Source organism: Actinoplanes sp. NPDC049265 (genome assembly GCF_043197135.1).
In the GTDB taxonomy this organism is placed as follows: Bacteria; Actinomycetota; Actinomycetes; order Mycobacteriales; family Micromonosporaceae; genus Actinoplanes.
Genome location: NZ_JBICSP010000021.1, coordinates 37151 through 55063 on the forward strand (window position 1 = coordinate 37151; position 17913 = coordinate 55063).

The 17913-nt window shown below is 71.3% G+C and carries 17 protein-coding genes and 2 pseudogenes; 13 read left to right on the forward strand and 6 right to left on the reverse strand.

The features are described from left to right. Nucleotides 1–4: 4 nt before the first annotated feature. The 13 genes and pseudogenes from ACGFIO_RS35905 to ACGFIO_RS35965 form a co-directional block, all read left to right on the forward strand. Nucleotides 5–85 (forward strand): annotated as a pseudogene (locus ACGFIO_RS35905) (IS5/IS1182 family transposase); the annotation flags it as partial. Nucleotides 86–192: 107 nt separating this feature from the next. After that, nucleotides 193–1125: a LysR family transcriptional regulator gene (locus ACGFIO_RS35910; protein WP_392833633.1), complete on the forward strand. Its 933-nt coding sequence runs from the start codon at nucleotides 193–195 to the stop codon at nucleotides 1123–1125. Nucleotides 1126–1210: 85 nt separating this feature from the next. Beyond that, nucleotides 1211–1699 carry an ester cyclase gene (locus ACGFIO_RS35915; protein WP_392833636.1) on the forward strand — a complete coding sequence of 163 codons (489 nt, stop codon included), beginning with the start codon at nucleotides 1211–1213 and terminating at the stop codon, nucleotides 1697–1699. 73 nt (nucleotides 1700–1772) lie between these two features. After that, nucleotides 1773–2663 (forward strand): phosphotransferase, encoded by an 891-nt coding sequence (locus ACGFIO_RS35920; protein ID WP_392833639.1) that lies wholly within the window; start codon nucleotides 1773–1775, stop codon nucleotides 2661–2663. 90 nt (nucleotides 2664–2753) lie between these two features. Beyond that, nucleotides 2754–3956 carry a PIN-like domain-containing protein gene (locus tag ACGFIO_RS35925; protein WP_392833640.1) on the forward strand — a complete coding sequence of 401 codons (1203 nt, stop codon included), beginning with the start codon at nucleotides 2754–2756 and terminating at the stop codon, nucleotides 3954–3956. A 21-nt stretch (nucleotides 3957–3977) separates the two neighbouring features. Continuing rightward, a complete protein-coding gene (locus ACGFIO_RS35930; protein WP_392833643.1) occupies nucleotides 3978–4784 on the forward strand; it encodes an SAM-dependent methyltransferase in 807 nt (268 codons plus the stop codon). 104 nt (nucleotides 4785–4888) lie between these two features. After that, nucleotides 4889–6004, forward strand: a complete 1116-nt coding sequence (ald, locus tag ACGFIO_RS35935) for an alanine dehydrogenase (RefSeq protein ID WP_392833646.1) — start codon at nucleotides 4889–4891, stop codon at nucleotides 6002–6004. Next, nucleotides 5988–6899 carry a site-specific tyrosine recombinase XerD gene (locus ACGFIO_RS35940; protein WP_392833648.1) on the forward strand — a complete coding sequence of 304 codons (912 nt, stop codon included), beginning with the start codon at nucleotides 5988–5990 and terminating at the stop codon, nucleotides 6897–6899. The genes ald and ACGFIO_RS35940 overlap by 17 nt, the downstream gene beginning before the upstream one ends. A gap of 123 nt (nucleotides 6900–7022) precedes the next feature. Next, nucleotides 7023–7955 carry a ParA family protein gene (locus ACGFIO_RS35945; RefSeq protein WP_392833650.1) on the forward strand — a complete coding sequence of 311 codons (933 nt, stop codon included), beginning with the start codon at nucleotides 7023–7025 and terminating at the stop codon, nucleotides 7953–7955. A 68-nt stretch (nucleotides 7956–8023) separates the two neighbouring features. Continuing rightward, nucleotides 8024–8677 (forward strand): hypothetical protein, encoded by a 654-nt coding sequence (locus ACGFIO_RS35950; protein ID WP_392833652.1) that lies wholly within the window; start codon nucleotides 8024–8026, stop codon nucleotides 8675–8677. 3 nt (nucleotides 8678–8680) lie between these two features. Then, nucleotides 8681–9787, forward strand: a pseudogene (locus ACGFIO_RS35955) (segregation and condensation protein A); the annotation flags it as partial. Nucleotides 9788–10734: 947 nt separating this feature from the next. Next, nucleotides 10735–11493: an SMC-Scp complex subunit ScpB gene (gene scpB / locus ACGFIO_RS35960; RefSeq protein WP_392833824.1), complete on the forward strand. Its 759-nt coding sequence runs from the start codon at nucleotides 10735–10737 to the stop codon at nucleotides 11491–11493. Further along, the gene (locus ACGFIO_RS35965) at nucleotides 11480–12220 is read left to right on the forward strand and encodes a pseudouridine synthase (protein ID WP_392833654.1); all 741 of its coding nucleotides are present in this window, start codon (nucleotides 11480–11482) and stop codon (nucleotides 12218–12220) included. Before scpB ends, ACGFIO_RS35965 begins: the two co-directional genes overlap by 14 nt. Nucleotides 12221–12285: 65 nt before the next feature. On the opposite strand, the gene ACGFIO_RS35970 is transcribed toward ACGFIO_RS35965, so the two are convergent. The 6 genes from ACGFIO_RS35970 to ACGFIO_RS35995 are packed head-to-tail and all read right to left on the reverse strand — an operon-like array spanning nucleotide 12286 to nucleotide 17898. After that, a complete protein-coding gene (locus ACGFIO_RS35970) occupies nucleotides 12286–13767 on the reverse strand; it encodes an aldehyde dehydrogenase (NADP(+)) (protein ID WP_392833656.1) in 1482 nt (493 codons plus the stop codon). Further along, a complete protein-coding gene (locus ACGFIO_RS35975; RefSeq protein ID WP_392833658.1) occupies nucleotides 13764–14636 on the reverse strand; it encodes a fumarylacetoacetate hydrolase family protein in 873 nt (290 codons plus the stop codon). The genes ACGFIO_RS35970 and ACGFIO_RS35975 overlap by 4 nt, the downstream gene beginning before the upstream one ends. 18 nt (nucleotides 14637–14654) lie before the next feature. Further along, nucleotides 14655–15623 (reverse strand): hypothetical protein, encoded by a 969-nt coding sequence (locus ACGFIO_RS35980; RefSeq protein WP_392833660.1) that lies wholly within the window; start codon nucleotides 15621–15623, stop codon nucleotides 14655–14657. 52 nt (nucleotides 15624–15675) lie between these two features. Then, nucleotides 15676–16437: an SDR family NAD(P)-dependent oxidoreductase gene (locus ACGFIO_RS35985; RefSeq protein WP_392833663.1), complete on the reverse strand. Its 762-nt coding sequence runs from the start codon at nucleotides 16435–16437 to the stop codon at nucleotides 15676–15678. Beyond that, nucleotides 16437–17270 (reverse strand): fumarylacetoacetate hydrolase family protein, encoded by an 834-nt coding sequence (locus tag ACGFIO_RS35990; protein ID WP_392833665.1) that lies wholly within the window; start codon nucleotides 17268–17270, stop codon nucleotides 16437–16439. Before ACGFIO_RS35990 ends, ACGFIO_RS35985 begins: the two co-directional genes overlap by 1 nt. A 13-nt stretch (nucleotides 17271–17283) precedes the next feature. Then, nucleotides 17284–17898 carry a TetR-like C-terminal domain-containing protein gene (locus tag ACGFIO_RS35995; RefSeq protein ID WP_392833669.1) on the reverse strand — a complete coding sequence of 205 codons (615 nt, stop codon included), beginning with the start codon at nucleotides 17896–17898 and terminating at the stop codon, nucleotides 17284–17286. Nucleotides 17899–17913 lie beyond the last annotated feature (15 nt).

The window sequence follows — 17913 nt, forward strand, 5'->3', positions numbered from 1 at the left end:
CTCAACCCCCATGCGGCGCATCCGACTTCTGGCCTACGCGATCCTGGACGGCACCCTGATCCCGATCGACCGGATCGCTGATCAGACGTGGATGTTCACCTGATGAGCGGCCGACCGCGCCCTTCGACTCGTCCCGAAACCGACCGGACGAGGATGGAAAGGCTCAGTGATCAGCCCTCCTAGGCTTGACCGATGAATGTGACTCTCGCCCAGCTTCGCCTCGTGCTCGCGGTCGCGGAGAACGAGTCGTTCACGGTCGCGGCCGAGCAGGCGGTCATGAGCCAGCCCGCGCTGAGCCGGGCGGTCAAGGAGGTGGAGCGGGTCGTCGGAGCGCGACTCTTCGACCGGACGACGCGATCGGTGAGGTTGACCGCCGACGGCCGGGAGTTCGTCCGGGTCGCGGACGAGATCGTGCGCGCCGTCGATGGGGGGCTCGGTCGCTTCCAGGCTTATCGTCGAGGGATGTCCGGCACGGTCACCGTGGCCGCGCTACCTGCCCTCGCGGCCTGCATCATGCCGTTCGTCTGCCGGCGGTTCGCCGCTTCCCGGCCGGACGTGGACGTGCGGATCGTGGAGGGGGACACCGCTGAGGTGCTGGCCGACGTCCTCTCCGGCCGGGCTGACATCGCGGTGACCGAGGCGCCCCGGCCAACCGAGGGCCTGGAGCTCACGCTGATCGGGGAGGACGAGATGGTCGCCGTCTCAGCGCCGGGGCACCCGGTCACGGCCGGAAAGGAGGTTTCCTGGCGTGAATGGGCGACCTACCCCGTGGTCGGTCTCGGTGACAGCCGGAGAGCCGACGAGGCCTGCCGGCACAACGGCGTCGATCCCCACCGCGCGTACGTCGCCGACTCCGCGGCCACCGTCGTCGGCCTGGTCGCCGCTGGACTGGGAGTTGCCGCGATGCCGCTGAGCGCCCTTCCACTCACGGCACACCGTTCTGTAGTGGTGACCCCGCTGGTTCAGCCGCGCCTGGTTCAGCCGCTCGCGGTGGTCACCCGGACCGTGCCCGCACTCGCCCCGCCGGCACGCGAGTTCCTCGCCGAACTCGGCAACGTACGGTTCGACCCGCTGCACCGCGCCGCACCCGTTCAGCGACCGCAGACCTCGCTGGAACGACCCTGACGCAATAATGCCCGGGCCGCATGACCGGATCAGGATTTGGCATTTATCGCATTCTCCGAAACACGTTAAAGTCGATTCTGTTCGGATGACGTCGCGGCAATCGATCGCGCCGGCGGAAGGTATGAAACACCAAGTGTCTGTTGCGAATTATCCATCGAGCCACCGGGCCAGGCTTGAACGCCTCATGAAGGCCGGTCACGAAGCCGGTGACGAGGCAATCGTCAAGAGGATCATGGCATCGGACTTTGTGCTGCATTGTCCCGACGGAAGCAGCAAGACGCGCGACGAATCCGCCGAGACGTACGCGGCGATGCGAAACGCGCTGTCCAGCTTCACCATCACTTGCGACCTCGTGGTGGCCGAAGGCGACATGATCGCTTGCCGGACATCGATGGACGGCCGATTCACCCGTCCGTTCACCATGATGGAGGACAAAAAGATCGAGGCGCACGGCCGCCCGGTGCATTTCGAAACCGTCAGCATCTACCGATTCGATCCGCATGGCGTGCTGGTCGAAGAGTGGGCGCAGTCCGACAATATGACGCTTTTCAAGCAGCTCGGGATGACGATCTGACCAAGCGGCGAACCCGGACGCCGAGTCCCACCGGTTCTGCCGACAGCCTGCCAGCGGTGCCTAGAGTGCTGGTGTGGAGGATGGACGTTGGCGGGACCCGGAATGGCTCGATCAGGTACTCGCCTGGATCGACGCGCGGGTGGCCCGGAGCGGGGCGGTCGAGCAGCCGCATGTGCGGGCCTGGGCGACCGTGCTGCGAGTGCCCACAGTGGATGGTGACGTGTGGTTCAAGGCCAACGACGCGTCGCTGCGGCACGAGGTGGCGGTGGTCGAACGGATCAGCGCGCGCCGGCCCGACGTGGTGCCGCCGCTGATTGGGTCGGACGTCGCCAATGGGTGGCTGCTGATGGCCGACGCGGGGGAGACGCTGCGCAGTGTGACCGAGCGCGAGCGCAGCCTGGACCGATGGCTGGACGTCCTGCCGCGCTACGCGTCGGTGCAACGGGACCTGGCTGGCGAGGTCGGGGCCCTGCTCGCCGCCGGGGTGCCGGACATGCGGCTGGCCACCCTGCCGGCCGCCTACACGAAGCTGGTCGACGAGGTGGGGGCCGAGCCGCGGTTCCGCGACGCGGTCCCGGTGGTGGAAGCGCTGTGTGCCGAGCTCGACGGGTACGGCCTCCCGGAGCTGCTGCAGCACGACGACCTGCACGACGGACAGGTGTTCGTCCAGGACGGCCGGCACCTGGTCCTCGACTGGGGTGACGCGTGCGTGTCGCACCCGTTCTTCACGCTCGCCGTGACCGTTCAGGGCGGGCTCGCGTGGGGGCTGGACGACGTCGAGAACTCGGTCGATACCACGCCGTTCGTGGCCGCGTACCTGGAGGTCTTCGGCACCGGCCTGGAGCGGGCGGCCGAGATCGCGATGCGGCTGGGCTGGGTCTGCCGGGCAATCAACGGGCGGATCCCCGGCGACGACGTGCCGACGATGACGCGGTTGCGCATGTTCCTCGATGGACACCCATAGCGACGACGTCGTCGCGGTGAGCAAAAGCCCTGGTGGCTGGACCATCGACGAGATGCGATCAAGAATGGTCGGGTGCGACTATCTGGCGCCATGGCGGGGTTGTTCGAGGGATTCGAGGGCTATCGGGTGCTGGCCGGGGCCGATCTGGAGCGCGCGCTGACTCAGGCACTGGTCGCGGTCGACGCCGACGTGCTGCTCAACCTCTATCGCTACAACGGGCGAACGGCCGACGACCTGCTCGCCGTCTTCGCGCGGCTGGGTGATCGGCTGGTCGTGCCGTTCCAGGCGGTGGCCGACTTCCACCGCGACCGGCTGGCCGCGATCGGCCACCCGGAGCAGGCCACCAGGGAGGTCCGGGAAGGCCTGGCCCGCAGCGCGGCCGCCGCCGCCCGGGCGATGTCCACCTGGTCGAAGCGGGTCGCGCTGGCCGACGCCGAGGCGCAGCGGCTGCTCGACGGCGTGGAGAAGGCTTTCGGCGAGCTCAACTCGGCGGTCGACCTGGCCGAACCGGACCGGGTGCACACCGCCACGCCGACCGACGAGGACCCGGTGCTGCGGCGGCTGGCCGAGGTGCTGGACGGCCGGGTGCTGCGGCGCCCGGACGACGAGCAGTGGGGTGCGCTGGTCGCCGAGGGCAAACGGCGGGCCGGCGCCCGGATCCCGCCGGGGCACCTCGAGGCCGACGCCGACCAGCGCGGCGGCGATTATCTGGTCTACGCGCAGGCCTGTGCCGAGGCCGGCCGGCGCGGCCTCGACCTGATCATCGTCACCGGGGACGAGAAGGACGACTGGTGGCGGCGCGACCAGGGAACGGCGATCGGGCCGCGACCGGAGATGGCCACGGAGTTCTTCGACCTGACCGGCGGCCGACAGTTGTACCTGCTGCGGCCGGGCGATCTGCTGCGGCGGGCGGCGGCGCTGGGTGTCGCGGTGAGCCGGTCGTCGTGGCACGACGCGGCTCGGGACCGGCGCCGGGCGCAGTGGACCCCGCACCTGATCGGGCTGGTCCTCGATCAGCTCGGCGACGGCACCCGGGCCCTGTTGGCCGAGGTCGCGGCGGCCGGCGGCCGCAAGGACGTCGCCGAGGACACCGTCCTGTGGGAGACCGACGCGGGCCCGCTGGCCCTGGAGAGCTTCGACATCGAGATGGCCCGTCAGGCGCTGATCCAGGACCGGCGGTTCCCGGACGGCCTGGACGCCATCGCGGTGATCCGGGAGGACGAGGACGGCCGGCGGGTGTGGACGATGCCGGCCGAGGTCGTCGAACTGTGGGCAGCGCTGGCCAAACAGTGATCCATGACTATTGTGTACGCCGTGGACGAGGCTGAGGGCTCACGCCTGGGGATCGACGCCTCGGTGGCGCATCCGGCCAGGCGATACAACTACTTGCTCGGCGGCAAGGACAACTTCGCCGCCGATCGGGAGTCAGCGGACGAGTTCGTCCGGCAGTTCCCGACGGTTCGGCTGGCCGCACGCGAGAACCGCGGCATGCTCCAGCGGGCGGTCCGGTTCCTGGCCGCCGAGCGCGGCATCCGGCAGTTCCTGGACATCGGCACCGGGCTGCCCACCGCCGACAACACGCACGAGGTGGCCCAGCGCGTCGCGCCCGAGAGCCGGATCGTCTACGTCGACAACGACCCGCTGGTCATGACCCATGCCCGGGCCCTGCTGACCAGCGCCAAGCAGGGCCGCACGGCCTACCTCGAGGCCGACCTGCGCAACCCCGAGGCCATCCTCGAGGATGCGCGGGAGACCCTCGACCTGAGCCGGCCGGTGGGCCTCGTCCTGGTCGCCGTGCTGCACTTCATCCAGGGCGACGGCGCCGCCCTGCCGCTGGTCCGCCGGCTGCTCGAACCGCTGGCCCCGGGCAGCTACGTGATCGTCACCCACGCCACCCACGCCTTCGCGACGCCGGAGCAACTGGCCGGTTACATGCAGCGCCGGGCCGAGGGACAGTACGACCTGTGGGCGCGCGGACGCGACGAGATCGCCGAGCTTTTCGAGGGTCTGAACCTGGAGGAACCGGGCATCGTGCCCATCTCCGAGTGGCGGCCCGAGCCCGGCGCTGAACTTCCGCCCGCCAAGCACGTTTCCATCTTGGGCGCCGTCGCCAGGAAGTGATCTTCGCGCCGTTCGGCGGAAACCTGGCACCGGCGCTGGGAAGCTAGTCTCGGGGCGTCGGCGGGCAACGGCGCCCGGCGCGGGTGGAAAGGACGGTGGCGGCTGTGAAGGTCGGGATTCCCAGCGAGGTCAAGAACAACGAGTTCCGGGTGGCGATCACCCCGGCCGGCGTGTTCGAGTTCGCCCGGGCCGGGCACCAGGTCTTCGTGCAGGCCGGCGCCGGCGCCGGTTCCTCGATCCTGGACGACGACTTCGTCGCGGCGGGCGCCACGATCCTGCCCACGGCCGACGACGTGTGGGGCACGGCCGACCTCATCCTCAAGGTCAAGGAGCCGATCGCCGAGGAATACCCGCGGATGCGCGCGGGCCAGGTGCTCTTCACCTACCTCCACCTGGCCGCGTCCAAGGAGTGCACCGACGCGCTGATCGACCGCAAGGTCACCGGCATCGCGTACGAGACGGTCGAGCTGCCCGACCGGTCGCTGCCGCTGCTCGCGCCCATGTCCGAGGTCGCCGGCCGGCTCGCGCCGCAGGTCGGCGCCTACCACCTGATGCGCTCGGGTGGCGGCCGGGGCGTGCTGATGGGCGGCGTGCCCGGCGTCTACGCGGCCAAGACCGTGGTCATCGGCGCCGGTGTCTCCGGCATGAACGCGGCCGCGATCGCCCTCGGCATGCAGGCCGAGGTGCTGGTCCTGGACAAGAACATCGCCCGGCTCCGCGCGGCCGACGCCGACTATCGCGGCCACCTGCAGACGATCGCCTCCAACGCGTACGAGATCGAAAAGGCGGTGCTCGACGCCGACCTGGTCATCGGGGCCGTTCTCGTGCCGGGCGCGAAGGCTCCCAACCTGGTCCCCAACGAGCTCGTGGCCCGCATGAAGCCGGGCAGCGTGCTGGTCGACATCTCGATCGACCAGGGCGGCTGCTTCGAGGACTCGCGGCCGACCACGCACGCCGACCCGGTCTACCCGGTGCACAACTCGATGTTCTACTGCGTGGCCAACATGCCCGGCGCGGTGCCCCACACCAGCACGTACGCGCTGACCAACGTAACTTTGCCGTACGCGCTGGAGCTGGCCAATCACGGCTGGAAGGACGCCATCCGGCGGGACGCGTCGCTGGCCCTGGGCCTGAACACCTTCGACGGCCACGTGACCTACGGCCCGGTCGCCGAGGCGCACGGGATGGCCACGCTGAGCCTGAATGACGTCCTCAGCTAAGGCCGTCCGGACCTACCTCGACCACCTGAGCGTCGAGCGCGGGCTGTCAAAGAACACGTTCACCTCGTACCAACGGGATCTTGAACGGTATGTCCTTCTCATGGGGAAGGACCTGGCCGCGATCACGGCGGCCGACCTCGCCGGCTACCTGGGCCGGCTGCGGGCCGGTGACGACGACCACCCGCCGCTGTCGGCCAGTTCGGCGGCGCGGGCGATGAGCGCGGTGCGCGGGCTGCACCGGTTCGCCGCCCGCGAGGGGCTGATCGCGGTCGATGTGAGTCGTGACGTACGCCCACCCACGCCGCCCCGGCGCCTGCCCAAGGCGCTCGACCTCGACCAGGTCGAACGCCTGCTCGCCGCGCCGGCCGGTGACGACGGCCTGGTGCTGCGCGACCGGGCGCTGCTGGAGTTCCTCTACGGCACCGGCGCGCGGATCTCCGAGGCGGTCGGGCTGGACGTCGACGACCTCGACGACGACGCCGTCACGCTGCGCGGCAAGGGGGGAAAGACCCGGTTCGTCCCGCTCGGCCGGTACGCGCGGGCCGCGCTCGACGCCTATCTGGTACGCGCCCGCCCGCTCCTGATCGCCGGCGGACGCGGCACGCCCCGAGTCTTCCTCAACGCCCGCGGCGGCCCGCTGTCCCGGCAGAGTGCCTGGACCATCCTGCACCGGTCCGCGGCGGCCGCAGGACTGCCGACCGAGGGACCGCGCGCCGTGTCCCCGCACACACTTCGGCACTCGTACGCCACCCACCTGCTCGACGGCGGCGCCGACGTCCGCGTCGTCCAGGAGCTGCTCGGTCACGCCTCGGTCACCACGACGCAGGTCTACACACTGGTCACCGTGGACCGCCTCCGCGAGGTGTACGCCACCTCGCACCCGCGCGCTCGTTGAGGCTTGCGCACCGGTGGCTCCCGTCAATGACGACCGAGGTGCGACACGCCGACGACTGACCCCGGAGGCGCCGAGCGCGTGGCGTACAGTCGGGCATCGGCGAACGGGTCGGGAGGGGGCGACATGTCAGGCAACACTCATCAGGCGGAAGCCTGGACGTCAGCGCTCCGTGAGCAGCAGAGCTCGATGGATCTCGGCGCCGACCTGGGCCCGGCCGACCCGACGGCCTACACCATGCGGCGGCCCATCCCCGAGCCGATGCCGACCGACCGGCACGGACCGGCCCGCATCATCGCCCTGGCCAACCAGAAAGGTGGCGTCGGCAAGACCACGACCACCATCAACCTGGGCGCCGCCCTGGCCGAATACGGCCGCAAGGTGCTGCTGGTCGACTTCGACCCGCAGGGCGCCTGCTCGGTCGGCCTCGGAGTCAACCCGCACAACCTCGACCTGAGCATCTACAACCTGCTCATGCAGGACGACGTCACCGCCGAAGACGTCATCATCAAGACCGATGTGGCCGGCCTGCACCTGCTGCCCGCCAACATCGACCTCTCCGCGGCCGAGATCCAGCTGGTCAACGAGGTCGCCCGCGAGATGGCGCTGGCCCGGGTGCTGAAAAGGGTTCGCAAGGAGTACGACTTCATCCTGATCGACTGCCAGCCCTCCCTGGGCCTGCTGGCGATCAACGCGCTGACCGTCGCGCACGGCGTGCTCATCCCGCTGGAATGCGAGTTCTTCTCCCTTCGCGGTGTGGCCCTGCTGCTCGACACCATCGACAAGGTCCGCGAGCGGCTCAACTTCGACCTCGAGCTCGAGGGCATCCTGGCCACCATGTACGACAGCCGCACCACCCACTGCCGTCAGGTGTTGCAGCGAGTGGTCGAGGCGTTCGGCGACAAGGTCTACCAGACCGTCATCACCAAGACGGTCAAGTTCCCGGAAAGCACTGTCGCCGGCTCGTCCATCCTCACCCTCGACCCCGCCTCCTCCGGGGCCCGCAACTACCGCCAGCTGGCCCGCGAGGTCATCGCGGCCGAGACCGACCGCGACTAGCGACCTTTCTCAAATTCGAATTCGGGGGCGCCTCAACGCGAGGCGAATTTGAGAAAGGTCGAAGGCCCATGCTGTTCGCGCTCGGCCGGCCGGCCGTGTTCGCCGGCCTGCTCATCGGATTCGTGCTCGCGGTGCTGTTGCGCGCCTTCGCGATCCGCCTCGCCGGTCGTTCCCTGAACCTGTCCGACCGCCTGTCGCCGCGGCTGCGCGACAACGTCGACCCGTTCGGGGCGGTCGCCGCGGCGGTCGGCGGCGCCGGCTGGGGCAAGGCGCTCGACGTCGACGAGGTGCCGCGCACCCGGGGCCGGGGGCGGGCGGCCCTGGTGTTCCTGGCCGGCCCGATCGTCACCATCGTCGCCGGGCAACTCGTCTTCCTGGCCTACCGGCTGCTCTTCCCGTTCCCCGTCGCCAACCTGTCGGCGCTGCTGCGGGGCCTCTTCCCGGCCGACGCGGCCGACGGGTTCCTGCTCGGCGTGGCCGGCAGCCTGCTCGGGTTCGGCCTGCTCTCGCTGCTGCCCATCCCGCCGCTGGACGGCTTCGGGCTGCTGTGGTCGGCCCACCGCCGCCCCGGTCCCGGCCTGCAGGGCTACCGGCTGTGGTTCCAGGAGAAGAACATCGGCGTGGTCGTGCTGTTGGCATGCTGCTTCTACCCGCTGGGTAACCCGCTGCTCCTGTTGCCAGTTGATCTTCTCGGGACGGTGTTTCTCGCGCTGTGGGGGTAGGGGATGAGCCTCGGTACGGTCGTCGAGCCGGTGGTCTACGGTCAGCACGTGCCTTCTGACCCCGTCGCGGACCCCGTGGCCGACCCCGTCGCCGACCCTGTCGCCGACCAGCAAGAGGTCGATTCGGGCAAATTCACCGTGCGGCTGGACAACTTCACCGGGCCGTTCGACCTGCTGCTCCAGCTCATCGGCAAGCACAAGCTGGACGTCACCGAGGTGGCGTTGCACCAGGTCACCGACGACTTCATCGCCTACATCCGGGCTATGGGCGACGACTGGGACCTCGGCGAGGCGAGCGAGTTCCTGCTGGTCGCGGCCACCCTGCTCGACCTCAAGGCGGCCCGCCTGCTGCCCGCGGCCGACGTCGAGGACGAGGAAGACCTGGCCCTGCTCGAGGCCCGCGACCTGCTGTTCGCCCGGCTGCTGCAGTACAAGGCGTTCAAGGAGGCCGCGCTACACATCGAGGAGCTGGAGGGTACGGGCGCCCGCCGCTGGCCGCGCGCGGTAGGAATGGAGCCCCGGTTCGCCGAGGCGCTGCCCGAGCTGGTCCTTGGCATCGGGCCCGACCGGCTGTTCAAGCTGGCCCTCAAGCAGTTCCAGCCCAAGCCCGGTCCGCCCGAGGTGTCGATCGCGCACATCCACCAGGTCCGGGTCAGCGTCCGCGAACACGCCACGCTGCTGCGCGACCGGATGCGCCGGGCCGGCAGCGCCACGTTCAGCCTGCTGGTGGCCGACTGCGAGAACACGCTCGAGGTGGTGGCCCGATTCCTGGCCCTGCTCGAGCTGTACCGCGAGGGGCTGATCGAATTCGAGCAACCGGTGTCGCTGGACGAGCTCACGGTCCGCTGGATCGGCGGCGAGGGCGACGTCGATCTGGACATCGACGACTACGAGGGCACACCCCAGCCCCCCGAGCCAACGCCACCAGAAGCGGAGTCGGTCACCGACGAAGACATAGCCGCGATCGGTACGCCGCAAGCCACCGACACCGACACCGCTGACGACGCCTCTGGCACCGCCGCCGTGACCGGCGTCTCCGAGTCTGACGGTGGCTCCGCTGACGACGCCTCTGGCACCGCCGCCGTGACCGGCGTCTCCGAGTCTGACGGTGGCTCCGCTGACGACGCCATTGACACCGCCGCCGTGACCGGCGTCTCCGAGTCTGACGACGGCTCCGCTGACGACGCCACTGACACCGCCGCCGCCGCGACCGGCACCGCCGACTCCGACGCCGACTCCGACACCGACCTGGAGGACGCCGACTCCGCCGCCGAGCCCGGCACCGAACCGCACGACACCGACGAGGAGAAACCGTGACCGACGAGCGCCGCGACTCCCTGGCCGCCCAGGCGGCTTCTTGGGTCCCGCCCTGGGAACGGTCCCCTCGCGAACCCGATCGCACCTTCCAGGCCCAGGCCACCAACGCCGACCTTGACGACGCCGACCCTGACGACGTCGACCCCACCGACGCCGATCCCGACGCGGCCGACACCGGCACCGCCGACTCAGAACTTGACGCGCCCGACGACGACGCCGCCGATTCCGCCGCGTCCGACGTCGACCTCGACCCCGCCGCGTCTGACGCCGGCCCCGCCGCGTCCGAACCCAATCCCGAAGGGGCCGAGACCGCCGAACCCGCGGAGACCGCCGACGAGCTTTCCCCCTTTGCCGACGAGGCGGACGTGTCGGGCACCGTGGACGATCCCGCGTCGATCCCCGACCTCGACGAGCCTGAGGTGATCACCGGACCCGAGGTCGAGGTGCCGGACGCGATCGCCGAGGCGGCCGAGGCGCCCGACGAGGACGAGGGCACACCGGTGGACGCGCCGCTGCCGCCCGACGGGGACGACGCCGGGGATGTCTTCGACCAGGCGGCCGACGACGACGTCAGCGACGACGACGAGGTCGACCTGCCGGTGGGGGACGAACCGGAGGTCGCGGCCGGTGCTGTGACCGGGGAATCGACTGTTGTGGACGGCGGCGCGACCGAAGAGGCGGAGGTCACGGACGGCGTCGGAGAGGCGGCGGTTGCGGACGAAGCCCAAGGCTATCCGCCAATCGCGGACCAAGGCTCGGCGGGTGTGGACGACACCGCGGCTGTGGACAACACGGGGGCTGTGGACGACACGGCGGCTGAGGATGGCGCGGCCGAGGCTGGGGGCGCTGTGGCCGCGGCGATTCCGGCTCAGGCCGTACCCAGGAAGAGGCGCAAGAAAGACACCCAGCCGGAGCCCGCGCCCGAGCCGGAGGAAGAGCCGCACGTTCCGATGGAGGACGGCGAGCTGCGCGCCGCGCTGGAAGCGATCCTGCTGGTCGTCGACGAGCCGGTGGCCGAACTGCAGCTGGCGCAGATCGTCGAGGAGCCGGTGGAGCGGATCGGCGTGATGCTGGAGGACATCTCGGCGCGCTACACGGCGGCGGGGCACGGCTTCGACCTGCGGCGGGCGGCGGGCGGATGGCGGCTGTACACGCGGCCGGAATACGCCGCCTACGTGGAACGGTTCGTGCTCGACGGGCAGTCCGTCCGGCTCACCCAGGCCGCGCTGGAGACGCTGGCCGTGGTCGCCTACAAGCAGCCGGTGACCAGGTCGCGCATCTCAGCCATCCGGGGTGTGAACTGTGACGGCGTGATGCGTACCCTTGCTACGCGCGGCCTGATCGAGGAATGCGGCACCGAACCGGAAACGGGAGCACACCTTTACCGGACGACGACCTTGTTCCTCGAGAAGCTGGGCCTCAATTCGGTCGACCAGCTGCCCCCGCTGGCGCCGTTCCTGCCCGACGATGTGGAAGAAGTAATCGATGCCTCAGGCTGAGCCGGCCACCGCAGAGCGCCTGCAAAAGGTGCTCGCCCTCGCCGGAGTCGGTTCCCGGCGCGCCTGTGAAGACCTGATCTTCCGGCGGCGCGTCACGGTCAACGGCCGGGTGGCCAAGCTCGGCGACAAGGTCGACCCGGCCACTGCCGAGATCCAGGTCGACGGCCAGCGTGTGGTGACCGACACCAAGCTGGTCTACATCGCGATGAACAAGCCGCGTGGTGTGGTCGCCTCGATGGACGACGAGAAGGGCCGCACCGAGCTGGCCGACTTCCTCGACACGTTCGAGCAGCGCATCTACCACGTCGGCCGGCTCGACGCCGACAGCGAGGGCCTGCTGCTGCTGACCAACGACGGCACGCTCGCGCACAAGCTGATGCACCCGTCGTACGAGGTGGCCAAGACCTACCTGGCCGAGGTGCAGGGGCCGCTGCCACGGGCGGTCGGCCGCAAGCTGCAGTCGGGGGTGGAACTGGACGACGGCCCGGCCAAGGTGGACAGCTTCCGGCTGGTCGACACGCTCGGCAAGGTCGCCCAGATCGAGGTCGTCCTGCACGAGGGCCGCAAGCACATCGTCCGGCGGATGATGGACGAGGTCGGTCACCCGGTGCTGCGCCTGATCCGCACCGCGGTCGGCCCGATCCGCCTCGGCGACCTGCGCCCGGGCGGCTTCCGGCATCTGTCCAACGCCGAGAAGGCCGCCCTCTTCAAGAGCGTCGGCGACTGACCGGGCGCGACGCTCAGGGCTGCCGGAACCACAGCATGGGCACTGCGGGCTGCCGAAAGGGCAACCTACTCGCGGCGGGGAAGGTGCCAGGGGTTGGCGGCCTGCAGGGCGGGGGGCAGGAGGGCGTCGGGTACGGACTGGAAGGTCACCGGCCGCAGCCAGCGGCGAATCGAGGTCGTGCCGACCGAGGTGTGCGACGCGTTGGTGGTGGACGGCCAGGGGCCGCCGTGGCTCATGGCGTGCGAAACGGCCACACCGGTCGGCCAGCCGTTCCAGATGATCCGGCCGGCTCGGTCGGCGAGGACGCTCAGCAGACGGGCGACCGGGAACGGGTCGCCGGCCTCGCCATGGACGGTGGCGGTGAGTGAGCCCTCGACGGTGGCCAGGGCCGCGAACAGGTCGTCCTCGTCCCGGTACTCGACGATCAGGGCGGCCGGCCCGAAGTGCTCGTCGGTCAGGGACGGGTCCTCAGCCAGGGCCGGCGCGGTGGTGGTGAACAGCTGGGCCGAGGCCCACGAACCCTCGGCCGGTGCGTCGGCGGCGGTGGCCAGCACGGTGACGCCGTCCCGGGCGGCCAGCTCGGCCAGGCCGGACGCGAGCTGGTCGCCGATGCGGGCGTTGAGCAGGGGAGCGGGCGGCGTGGCGGCGACCGCGGCGGTCAGCGCGGGGCCCAGGCCGTGGCCGGCGGGCAGGAAGAGCAGGCCGGGCTTGGTGCAGAACTGGCCGGTGCCCAGGGTGAAGGAGCCGACGAAGCCGGTCACGATGTCGTCGGCCCGGGCGGCCAGCGCGGCGGGCGTGACAACGGTGGGGTTGATGCTGCCGAGCTCGCCGAAGAACGGGATCGGGTCGGGGCGGGCGGACGCCACGTCGAAGAGGAAACGGCCGCCCTTGGTGGAACCGGTGAAGCCGGCCGCCTTGACCCGCGGGTCCTTGAGCGCGGTGACGCCCTCGTCGTCGCCGAAGACGATGCCGAAGACGCCGGCCGGCAGCCCGGCGTCGGCGACCGCCCGCGCGGCCAGCGAGGCGACCGCACGGGACAGGCCGGGATGCGAGCCGTGGGCCTTGACCAGCACGGGGGCGCCGGCGGCGAGGGCCGACGCAGTGTCGCCGCCGAGCACGCTGAACGCGAACGGGAAGTTGCTGGCCGCGTAGACCAGGACGGGGCCGATCGGTTCGAGCATGCGGGCCAGGACCGGCCGGGGCGGCGTGGCGGTGGGGTCGGCGTCCTCGAGGATCGCTTCCAGGTACGCGCCTTCGGTCACCACCGACGCGAACAGGCGCAGCTGCGCGCTGGTGCGGGCCAGTTCCCCGGTCAGCCGGGCCTCGGGGAGCCCGGACTCGGCCATGGCCAGCGGGACCAGGGTCGCGGCGGCCGCGTCGAGCCGGTCGGCGAGCAGGGTGAGCAGTTCCGCGCGTACCCCCGGCGTGGTGGTCTTGAAAGCGCCGAAGGCGTCGGCGGCCGCCGCGAGCAGGGGCTGGGGGTCGGTGGCGGGCACGGCGTCGCCGACGGGCGAGCCGGTACGCGGATCGATGCCCTGGATGCTCATGGCGTGTTCCTCCGGTTGCCGGTGGACAGCAGGGACGTGGCGTCCACGACGGGGTTGGTGAGCGTGCCGACCTCGCTGACGGTGATGGCCACGGAGTCGCCGGCGGTCAGGGTGAAGTCGAGCGACGGCACGATGCCGGTGCCGGTCGAGAGGATCGCGCCGTCGGGCAGGTCGTACTGCCGGAAGAGGTAGGACACCAGGTCGTCGAGGCGCCGGTGCAGCAGCTTGGTCGACGTGGACGCGGACCAGACCTCGTCCGGGCCGCGCCGGACCGACGCCGAGATGGTCAGCTCGTACGGCGAAGGCACCTCCCAGGCCGGCCGGATGCCCGGACCGAGCGCGCAGGACCCGGCGTAGATCTTGGCCTGTGGCAGGTAGAGCGGGTTCTCGCCCTCGATCGTGCGGGACGACACGTCGTCGCAGACGGTGTAGCCGACGATCGTGCCGTCGGCCGCCACGACCACGGCCAGCTCGGGTTCGGGGACGTCGACGGGCGAGTCGTCGCGGATGCCGATCGGCTCGCCGTCGCCGGCTACCCGCCAGGCCACGCTCTTGAAGAACAGTTCGGGGCGGTCGGCGCCGTAGACCCGGGCGTACACGTCGGCGACCTCGCTCTCCTCCTGCCGCGCCTCGCTGGAGCGCTGATAGGTGACCCCGGCCGCCCACACCTCGGTCCGGCCGTCGACCGGGGCGAGCAGGCGTACCTGGTCGGTCTCGGCCGGACCGGCCGCGGCCTGCTCGACCATGCCGCGGAAGTCACCGTTGAGCAGCTCGGACAGTGACGCGACGGCGGCCCGGTGGACGGCGCCGTCGTCGGTGCGGACCCCGACGAACGTCTGACCCCGGACCTCGTACCTGATGACCAGCATGTGTACCTCCCGCATTGATCATGCCGTGTCGGTGAGCAGACGGGTGAGCTCGGCCGTGGCCTTGTCCGGGTCGAGGCCGGTGGTGACCACCTCGCGCACGATCTCCGACCCGGCCTCCTGCGCGGCCGGCCAGCCCGGATGCCGAGGGCGGATCTGGGCCTGGGCGAGGGTGCGGGCGGTCGGGCGGGTCCGCCAGTACGCGGCCGCGGCCGGTTGCCCGCCGTGCGCCGGTACGAAGTCGGTCTGCACGTCGGGGGCGAGGAATCCGCGGACCCAGGCGCGGACCTCGTCCCGCCGCCGGGTCGACGCGGACACCGCCAGGCCGGCGCCGCCGAGGACGCTGCGCAGGTCGGGGGCGTTGGCCCAGGCCAGGTCGGCGTAGTGGCCGTATTCGTAGGCGAGCGGGCAGTACGCGACGGCACCGGCGTCCAGCGCGTCGTGGACGGCGACCGGGCCGCCCAGCGACACCGCCTGATCGACGTGCGGCCACAGGTCGCGCAGCAGCCGCAGGGAGGCGGCGTCGCGGGGCATCGAGAGCCACATCAGCATCGCGTGCGGGCCGCCTAGGCAGAGGGCGCTCGGCACCGTACGCACCGCGCCCAGCACGTCCGGCCAGCGCTGCGGCACCGCGTCGATCCGGTCCGGCCGGTACACGCTGACCTGGCCGGCGGCGTCGATCGGGAGCGCCCACTGGCGGCCGCCGAGCGTGTAGCTCTCCCAGGACCGGCCGGCCGCCGCGGTGCGCCAGCGGGCCAGCTCGGACGGCGCGAACAGCTCACTCAACGGCAGCAGCAGGCCGTCCGCGACCGCGGCACCCAGCGCCGCGTGGTCGATCACGATCAGGTCGTGGCCGGCCGCCGGCTCGCGGGGCGGCCGCACCCCGAACTCCGTCGCCGGCTGCGCGTCCCAGGTCACGCCGCCACCGAAGGCGCGCAGCGGGGCGTAACCCCGGGGATGGTCCCAGGTCAACCCGCGCAGGTCCGTCACTGGCGCCCCCGTCGCTGCCGCACTCGCCTAAGGGCGTTGGCGGATCGGACGTTCATGACCGCGGGCGCAGCCGGAGCCCGCCCATCCCTCCGTCGACCGCGATCTCCGCCCCGGTCGTGGACCCGGCCTGCGGCGACGCCAGATATACCACGGCGTGCGCCACCTCCTCGGCCGACACCAGGCGCCCGTGCGGCTGTCGGGCCGCCAGCGCCGCCCGTTCCGCGGCCGGGTCGGGTGCGCGGTCGAGGAGCCGGCCCACCCACGGTGTGTCGGCGGTGCCGGGGTTGACGGCGTTGACCCGGATCCCGTCCGGCATGCCGTCCGCGGCCATCGCCCGGGTCAGCGCCGACACGGCCCCCTTGCTGGCCGAATACACCGCCCGCAGTGGGAGCCCGGCCGTCGCCGCGACCGACGAGGTGTTCACCACGGCCGCGTGTGGCGACGCCACCAGGTAAGGCCACGCCGCCCGGGAGACGCGTGCGGTGCCGACCACGTTCACGTCGAGGACGGCGCGCCACTCGTCGTCGGTGGCGTCCGCGACGCTGCCCTGTGCGCCGATGCCCGCGTTGTTGACCAGGATGTCCAGCCCGCCGAGGAGGCCGGCGGCGGTGCTGACGGCAGCGCGTACCCCGGCGTCGTCGGTGACGTCGGCCGACACGAAGCCGATCGCTTCCGGCAGGGTGGTGGGCCGGTCCTGGGCCCGATCGAGTACGACGACCCGGGCGCCCGCCTCGGCGAACGCGGTCGCGACGGCCCGGCCGATACCGGAGGCGCCGCCGGTGACCAGCGCGGCCAGGCCGTCGAGGGAGCCCATCAGGCGGCCCGGAAGGTCTGGCGCTGCCGTCCGAGGCCGTCGATCTCCAGTTCGACCACGTCGCCGTCGCGCAGGTAGGGCTGGCCGTCGCGGCCCATGGCCACGCCGGCCGGCGTACCGGTGTTGATCACGTCGCCGGGGTAGAGGGTCATGAACTGGCTCAGATAGTGCACGAGGTGGCGTACCCCGAAGATCATGTTCTTGGTCGTGCCGTCCTGGCGGAGCTCGCCGTTGACCCAGAGCCGCGCGCCCAGCCGCTGCGGGTCGTCGATCTCGTCGGCGGTAGCGATCCACGGCCCGAACGGGTTGAACGTCTCGCAGTTCTTGCCCTTGTCCCACTGGCCGCCGCGCTCGATCTGGAACTCGCGCTCGCTGACGTCGTTGCTGATCGCGTACCCGGCGATGTGCGCGTCCGCGTCCTCGGCGGCCGCCAGGTAGCGGGCCTTGGTGCCGATCACGACGGCCAGCTCGACCTCGTAGTCGGTCTTGACCGACCGGCGCGGGATGAGCACGTCGTCGGCCGGCCCGACCACGGTGTCCGGCGCCTTCATGAACACGATCGGCTCGGGCGGCGGGGTGGCGCCGGTCTCGGCGGCGTGGTCGGCGTAGTTCAGGCCGATGCAGACGATCTTGCCGATGCCGTGCAGGGGCGGGCCGTACGCGACCGGCTCGTCGATCGCCGGCAGGCCGGCGCCGCGGATGCCGTCCAGGAAGTCCGGGGTGAGCACGTCCGGGGTGATCGCGCCGGTCAGCGGCCGCAGGTCGTGCCACTGGCCGTCGATGCGCACCACGGGCACGATCCGGTCACCGACACGACTGTGTGCAAGATGCATACCAGGCATGACATCAAACATCCGAGGCCGGCGGAAGGTTTTGCCCGCCGCCCGGGCGGACTACCGGCAGCAGGATCTCGTCGACCACGGCGGTCACCTCGGCGGCGCCGATCGGGCCGGTGCGCCACGCCTCGATGAGCAGCATCCGTGGGCCGGCCTCGGCCACGCGCCCGGTGATCCGGGCCGGGTCGGCCTCACCGCGGGCGGCGGCCTCCCGCAGCACCCGCATCAGCAGTTCGTGGGCGGGCCGGATGACCCGTCGCCACACCTCGTCGAGCAGTTCCGGGTGGCGGTGCCGGTTGGCCAGCAGCGGGCGCAGGGCTTGTCCGCGCGGCTCGTCGAGGGTGCCGGCGAAACCGGTGAGCAGGGTGATCAGGTCGGTGCGGAGGGAGCCCGTACCGGGCGGATCGGGGGTTTGACCGTAACCGGCGACCGGGTCGGTGAGCGCGGCGAGCACCAGGTCGGCCGGGGTCGACCAGCGGCGGTAGAGGGCGGCCTTCCCGGTGCCGGCCGCCGTCGCGATCTTGTCGAAGGACAGCTCGGCGAAGCTCGTGCGGGCCAGCTGGTCCAGGGTGGTGCGGAAGATCGCCTCGGTGAGCGCGCTGCCACGGCGCCGGCTGCTCGTCATAGTGAACAGTATTGT

Coding starts and splice junctions, on each gene's coding strand:
- ACGFIO_RS35910 (WP_392833633.1), top strand. CDS start 193: ATGAATGTGACTCTCGCCCAGCTTCGCCTCGTGCTCGCGGTCGCGGAG.
- ACGFIO_RS35915 (WP_392833636.1), top strand. CDS start 1,211: ATGACGTCGCGGCAATCGATCGCGCCGGCGGAAGGTATGAAACACCAA.
- ACGFIO_RS35925 (WP_392833640.1), top strand. CDS start 2,754: ATGGCGGGGTTGTTCGAGGGATTCGAGGGCTATCGGGTGCTGGCCGGG.
- ACGFIO_RS35940 (WP_392833648.1), top strand. CDS start 5,988: ATGACGTCCTCAGCTAAGGCCGTCCGGACCTACCTCGACCACCTGAGC.
- ACGFIO_RS35945 (WP_392833650.1), top strand. CDS start 7,023: ATGTCAGGCAACACTCATCAGGCGGAAGCCTGGACGTCAGCGCTCCGT.
- ACGFIO_RS35950 (WP_392833652.1), top strand. CDS start 8,024: ATGCTGTTCGCGCTCGGCCGGCCGGCCGTGTTCGCCGGCCTGCTCATC.
- ACGFIO_RS35965 (WP_392833654.1), top strand. CDS start 11,480: ATGCCTCAGGCTGAGCCGGCCACCGCAGAGCGCCTGCAAAAGGTGCTC.
- ACGFIO_RS35970 (WP_392833656.1), bottom strand. CDS start 13,767: ATGAGCATCCAGGGCATCGATCCGCGTACCGGCTCGCCCGTCGGCGAC.
- ACGFIO_RS35975 (WP_392833658.1), bottom strand. CDS start 14,636: ATGCTGGTCATCAGGTACGAGGTCCGGGGTCAGACGTTCGTCGGGGTC.
- ACGFIO_RS35985 (WP_392833663.1), bottom strand. CDS start 16,437: ATGGGCTCCCTCGACGGCCTGGCCGCGCTGGTCACCGGCGGCGCCTCC.
- ACGFIO_RS35990 (WP_392833665.1), bottom strand. CDS start 17,270: ATGCATCTTGCACACAGTCGTGTCGGTGACCGGATCGTGCCCGTGGTG.
- ACGFIO_RS35995 (WP_392833669.1), bottom strand. CDS start 17,898: ATGACGAGCAGCCGGCGCCGTGGCAGCGCGCTCACCGAGGCGATCTTC.